The 5,127-nt window shown below is 64.1% G+C and carries 4 protein-coding genes; 1 reads left to right on the forward strand and 3 read right to left on the reverse strand.

The features are described 5' to 3' along the window. Nucleotides 1-1,154: aldehyde dehydrogenase family protein (locus ABI660_RS22930; RefSeq protein WP_348072492.1), on the reverse strand; the 1,154-nt coding region annotated here is incomplete at its 3' end. A gap of 113 nt (nt 1,155-1,267) precedes the next feature. Then, entirely contained in the window at nt 1,268-2,092 is an 825-nt protein-coding gene (locus ABI660_RS22935; protein WP_348072494.1) for a metal-dependent hydrolase, read from the reverse strand. A 129-nt stretch (nt 2,093-2,221) separates the two neighbouring features. Here ABI660_RS22935 and ABI660_RS22940 point away from each other — a divergent pair, with 129 nt between their 5' ends. Continuing rightward, nucleotides 2,222-2,848 (forward strand): TetR/AcrR family transcriptional regulator, encoded by a 627-nt coding sequence (locus ABI660_RS22940; RefSeq protein ID WP_348072496.1) that lies wholly within the window; start codon nt 2,222-2,224, stop codon nt 2,846-2,848. A 50-nt stretch (nt 2,849-2,898) separates the two neighbouring features. On the opposite strand, the gene ABI660_RS22945 is transcribed toward ABI660_RS22940, so the two are convergent. Next, on the reverse strand, nt 2,899-5,118 hold the full coding sequence (locus ABI660_RS22945; protein ID WP_348072498.1) for a sodium-translocating pyrophosphatase: 2,220 nt from the start codon (nt 5,116-5,118) through the stop codon (nt 2,899-2,901). Nucleotides 5,119-5,127: the final 9 nt, after the last annotated feature.

The raw sequence follows: 5,127 nt of genomic DNA on the forward strand, positions 1-5,127 counted from the left end.
AGCACCGGGCCAAACACTTCTTCCTGCGCCAGGCGGTGCATCACCGGCACGTCGCGCAGCAAGGTGGGGGCCTGGTAAAAGCCGGTGTCCGGTGCTTCATCGACGATCTGGCCCTGCGCGACCATGGGGATGCCTGCCACCTGCGCGTCGCTCAAAAAGTCCCAGACACGCTGCTGCTGGGACTGGCGGATCAGCGGGCCGACGTCCAGGTCCGTGGTGGCGGGGCCGACGCGCAGCCTCTCGAAGGCCTGGCCCAGGCGCTCCAGCAGTGGTTCGTAAATCAGTTCGTCCACCAGCAGGCGGGAGCCGGCCGAGCAGGTCTGGCCGGCGTTTTGCACGATGGCGTTGACGACGGCCGGGATGGCAGCGTCGAGGTCGGCGTCGGCAAACACGATTTGTGGGCTTTTGCCGCCCAGCTCCAGCGTCACCGGGCAATGGCGCTCGGCCGCTACCTGCTGGATCAGCGTGCCCACGCTGGGGCTGCCGGTGAAGCTGATGTGGTGAATGCCTTTGTGGCGCGCTAAGGCGTCGCCGACTTCATGGCCGTAGCCGGTGACGATGTTGATGGCGCCGGCCGGAAAGCCGGCTTCGGCCGCCAGCTGCGCCACACGAATCAGCGACAGGCAGGCGTCTTCAGCCGGCTTGACCACGCAGACGTTGCCGGCAGCGAGCGCGCCTCCGACGCTGCGGCCGAAAATCTGCATCGGGTAGTTCCACGGAATGATGTGGCCGGTGACGCCGTGCGGCTCGCGCCAGGTCATCACGCTGTAGCCGTCCAGGTAGGGCAGGGTTTCGCCGTGCAGCTTGTCGCAGGCGCCAGCGTAAAACTCGAAGTAACGCACCAGCGCGGCGGCGTCGGCTTTGGCCTGTTTGGTGGGCTTGCCGCAGTCGCGCTGCTCGATCATTGCGAGCTCGTCGGCATGCTGCTCAACCTTTTCGGCCAGCCGCATCAGCAGCCGGCCACGCTCGGCCGCGCTGATCTTGCGCCAGACCGTGTCCATGCAATCGTGTGCGGCCTGGACGGCGGCATCGATATCCTGCGCATTGCTGCGCTGGATTTCCTCGAAGACCTGGCCGTCGGACGGATCTGTCACAGGAATGGTTTTGGCCGACGACGAGCGCACAGAGGCATTGGCGATGTAATTGAGCTGCATGCCTGCGATTTTCCGCGAAAACGAAAGGGCCGCAGAAAGCAAAGCTAAATCAGGCCTCAGCCCTTTGGGGACGGGCGCAAGCAGCTATCGAATAAATAGCAAAAAGCTGGGCCTCAAGCGGGGGTTCCCACGGGGATGTAGGCCCGGCTGTTGTCCGACAGCCAGCGTGCCGACAGCTCGCTGGCCTGCTGGTTGGGATGAAAGTCCTGGCGCAGGTAGTCGCGCCAGGGTTTGAAGGTCTGGCGCACCAGACCGCGCTGGCCAAACAGGAAACCGGCCGCGCTTTTCCAGGTGCGCCACTGCCACAAAGTGCCGTCGTGCTGCAGGTTGTTGACGGTCTGGCGCAAGGTATCGGTCAAAAACACGGTGGTGATGCGGCGGAACCACTTGATGCGCCATTCCTGGCTGCCGCCCAGGGCGGTGTACACGTCGAAGGCGGTGTTTTTATGCTCCGACTCTTCGGCGCAGTGCCACAGCCACATGGTTTTCAGGCGCGGCTCGCAGCCGTCGAGCATGTCGTGGTTGCCCAGCATCCACTCGGCCAGAATCGCGGTGAAATGTTCGTTGGCGGCAGTGATCGCCAGCGCGTGGCGCGGGTTGGCGCCTGCCAGCAGCTGCATGTTTTTTTCTGCGCGCGGTGCCCAGTCGTTGACCAAGCCCTGCTTTTCGAGGTGCCCATTGAAGAGGCTGTGAATGCGGCGGTGCGTTGCCTCCTGGCCGATAAAGCCCTGGACTTCCACTTTGTACTTGTCCTGCAGTTCGGCCGGCAGGGCTTTCAGGCCGTTGCGCACCGAGTCGATGAAGAATTGCTCGCCAACCGGAAAGCTCATCGACAAGGCGTTGAAAAAAGCCGTTCGAAACGCGTCGCCGGCGCACCAGTGGCGCGGCAGCGGGGTCTCCAGGTCTATCAACAGGCGGCGTACAACAAGTTCGCTCATGGATTCTCCGTTCAAGAGCTGGTTTGGTACCAATTGGTACCAATTCGTCGACTATAGGTTTGCATTGTGGTACTGTCAAGTACCAACAAGTATTCATGCCAGCGCTCAAGGGGTGATATGGTTTTGACAATGGACACAGACGCACTACCTTCCGAAGCCGCGACCCTGGACACCGAGCCGGTAAGCGCCTATCGCTCCCGCCTGCTCGAAGGCATGGCGCACAGCGTGGCGCTCAAGGGTTATGCCGACACCACGGTGGCCGACATCGTGCGCGAAGCCGGTGTCTCCAAGCGCACCTTTTACGAATGTTTTGCCACCAAAAAAGACTGTCTGATTGCGTTGTACGCCGCCGCCAGCCACAGCGGATTCAAGGTACTGAAGGCCGCGATTGACCCGGCCCGCGACTGGAAGACGCAGGTGGAGCACGCGATAGGCGCTTACCTGGCCTGCCTGGCCAGCAACCCGGCATTGCTGCGGACCCTGTTCATCGAAATCCTCAGCCTGGGCCCCGAGGGCCTGCAGGTGCGCCGCCGGATGAACCAGGAGATGGCCGACTTTGTGGCGCAGGTCGTCCATGCTGGCCATCCGCATACGGCGCAGGACGAAGCCCTGGCCAGAACCATGGCCATGGCCGTGGTGGGCGGGATCAATGAACTGGTGCTGCAGGCCATTGAAGACAACCGCACGGCCGACCTGCGGACGTTGACCGGACCCTGCAGCGCGCTGGTGCGGGCGGTGCTGGCCACACCGCACTGACGAAAAAAAGCCCGCCGAAGCGGGCCGAAGTAAAGCGTGGCTTTTTCTTCTTATTTCGCTGGCGTTGGCGTGGCGGCCGCGTCGGCTGCCTGGGCAGGCACGGGCGCTGGCATGCCGGGCGCTGTCGGGGTGGCCACGGGTGCGGCCGGCGCGCTCATCGCGGCCGGTGCCGCTACCGGGGTGGCCGGTGCTGCATTGGCGGTGCCGCCGTGGAACTTCATCATCAGCGGCACGATCAGCAGCGCCACGATGTTGATGATCTTGATCAGCGGGTTGATGGCCGGGCCGGCGGTGTCCTTGTAGGGGTCGCCCACGGTGTCGCCGGTCACGGCGGCCTTGTGCGCCTCCGAACCCTTGCCGCCGTGGTTGCCGTCCTCGATGTACTTCTTGGCGTTGTCCCAGGCACCACCACCGGTACACATGGAGATGGCCACGAACAGGCCGGTCACGATGGTGCCCATCAGCAGGCCACCCAGCGCGGCGGGGCCGAGCAGCAGGCCGACCAGAATCGGCACCACCACAGGCAGCAGCGAGGGGATCATCATTTCCTTGATGGCTGCTGTTGTCAGCATGTCGACTGCGGTGTCGTACTCGGGCTTGCCGGTGCCGTCCATGATGCCCTTGATGTCGCGGAACTGGCGGCGTACTTCAACCACCACCGCACCGGCGGCGCGGCCGACGGCTTCCATCGCCATCGCTCCGAAGAGGTAGGGAATCAGGCCGCCGATGAACAGGCCGATGATGACCATCGGGTTGCTTAGGTCGAAGGTGATGGCCCGGCCGTAGGCTTCGAGCTTGTGCGTGTAGTCGGCAAACAATACCAGTGCTGCCAGGCCGGCCGAGCCGATGGCATAACCCTTGGTCACGGCTTTCGTCGTGTTGCCTACAGCGTCCAGCGGGTCGGTGATGTCGCGCACGCTGGCTGGCATGTCGGCCATTTCGGCAATGCCGCCGGCGTTGTCGGTGATCGGGCCGTAAGCGTCAAGCGCCACCACAATGCCGGCCATGCTCAGCATGGCCGTCGCGGCAATGGCAATGCCGTAGAGGCCGGCCAGCGCGTAGGACACCCAGATCGCGAGACACACAAAAATCACCGGCCAGGCTGTAGAACGCATTGACACGCCGAGGCCGGCGATGATGTTGGTGCCGTGCCCGGTGGTGGATGCCTGGGCAATGTGCTTGACCGGCGCGTACTGCGTGCCGGTGTAGTACTCGGTGATCCAGACCAGCGCGCCGGTCAGCACCAGGCCGACGGCGCAGGCGCCGAACAGCGCCATTTGCGTGCCGGAGGCCTTGATGGCGTTGTCGGGAATCAGCCAGGTGGTGACGAAGTAAAACGCGATCAGCGACAGGCCGCCAGCAACGGCCAAGCCTTTGTACAGCGCAGGCATCACATTGGTCATGCCCGGCGAAGCCTTGACGAAGAAGCAGCCGATGATGGAGGCGATGATGGATACCGCGCCCAGCGCCAGCGGATACACCACCGCGCTGGTGCCGGCGGTGCCCAGCAGCAGCGCGCCCAGCACCATGGTGGCAATCAGCGTGACGGCGTAGGTTTCGAACAGGTCGGCGGCCATGCCGGCGCAGTCGCCCACGTTGTCGCCCACGTTGTCGGCAATCACGGCCGGGTTGCGTGGGTCGTCTTCCGGAATGCCGGCCTCGACCTTGCCCACCAGGTCGGCGCCAACGTCAGCGCCCTTGGTGAAGATGCCGCCGCCCAGGCGAGCGAAGATGGAAATCAGTGACGAGCCGAAGGCAAAACCGATCAGCGGGTTCAGCAAGCCGGCGAGGTTGCTGTCGGGCTTGTAGTTGCCGTTGCCGACCAGGAACCAGTAGAAGGCTGTGACGCCCAGCAGGCCGAGGCCCACCACCAGCATGCCGGTGATGGCGCCGCCGCGGAAGGCGACGTCCAGGGCGGGGCCAATGCCGCGGGTTGCGGCCTGTGCCGTGCGCACATTGGCGCGCACCGAGACATTCATGCCGATGAAGCCGCAGGCGCCTGACAGCACCGCGCCGACGACGAAGCCGATGGCGCTGGGCACGTCCAGGAAGATGCCGATCAATATCGCCAGCACGACGCCGACGATGGCAATTGTTTTGTATTGGCGCGCCAGGTAGGCGGCGGCGCCGGTCTGGATCGCGGCTGCGATTTCCTGCATGCGCGGGTTGCCGGCGTCCTGGGAAAGAATCCAGCTACGGGCCCAGAAGCCGTAAGCCACGGCTACCAGTCCGCAGACGAGCGCAAGAATGAGCGCTGAGTTACCTGTCATAGAGAAATC

This window comes from Polaromonas sp., assembly GCF_039930745.1.
Lineage (GTDB): Bacteria > Pseudomonadota > Gammaproteobacteria > Burkholderiales > Burkholderiaceae_C > Polaromonas.

Bases quoted from the DNA above. Each gene is read 5' to 3' on its own strand.
- ABI660_RS22935 (WP_348072494.1), bottom strand. From the start codon at position 2,092: ATGAGCGAACTTGTTGTACGCCGCCTGTTGATAGACCTGGAGACCCCG.
- ABI660_RS22945 (WP_348072498.1), bottom strand. From the start codon at position 5,118: ATGACAGGTAACTCAGCGCTCATTCTTGCGCTCGTCTGCGGACTGGTA.
- ABI660_RS22940 (WP_348072496.1), top strand. From the start codon at position 2,222: ATGGACACAGACGCACTACCTTCCGAAGCCGCGACCCTGGACACCGAG.